This is a genomic window from Pseudoalteromonas sp. S3178 (assembly GCF_005886985.1).
In the GTDB taxonomy this organism is placed as follows: Bacteria; Pseudomonadota; Gammaproteobacteria; order Enterobacterales; family Alteromonadaceae; genus Pseudoalteromonas; species Pseudoalteromonas carrageenovora.
This window is the reverse complement of sequence record NZ_PNCW01000364.1, coordinates 1-239: the sequence shown is the minus strand read 5'-3', so window position 1 is coordinate 239 and position 239 is coordinate 1. Positions and strand designations below refer to the sequence as shown.

At 49.0% G+C, this 239-nt stretch carries 1 protein-coding gene; it reads left to right on the top strand.

Annotated elements, in window-relative coordinates:
- Positions 1 to 17 precede the first annotated feature (17 nt).
- Positions 18 to 239: copper homeostasis protein CutC (locus tag CWC11_RS21315; RefSeq protein WP_283241033.1), on the top strand; the 222-nt coding region annotated here is incomplete at its 3' end.

The following is a 239-nucleotide window of genomic DNA, read 5'->3' as shown; positions in this document are numbered from 1 at the left end:
TTTCTATTGATGACACCATGCTATATCAGTTACAAAAAGGGATAGATGGCATTGCTTGCGCGGGTGCAACCGGTATTGCGCTTGGTTTTATCGACGACAATCAGAAGATAGCGGCTGACCATTGTAGAGCACTTATTGCCACGGCAAAATCCTTAGGCCTTTCTGTCACCTTTCATCGCGCTTTTGACGCCGCTGCAAACTGGCAGCAGGCAGTCGAGACGCTGCTAGAGTTAGGCGTT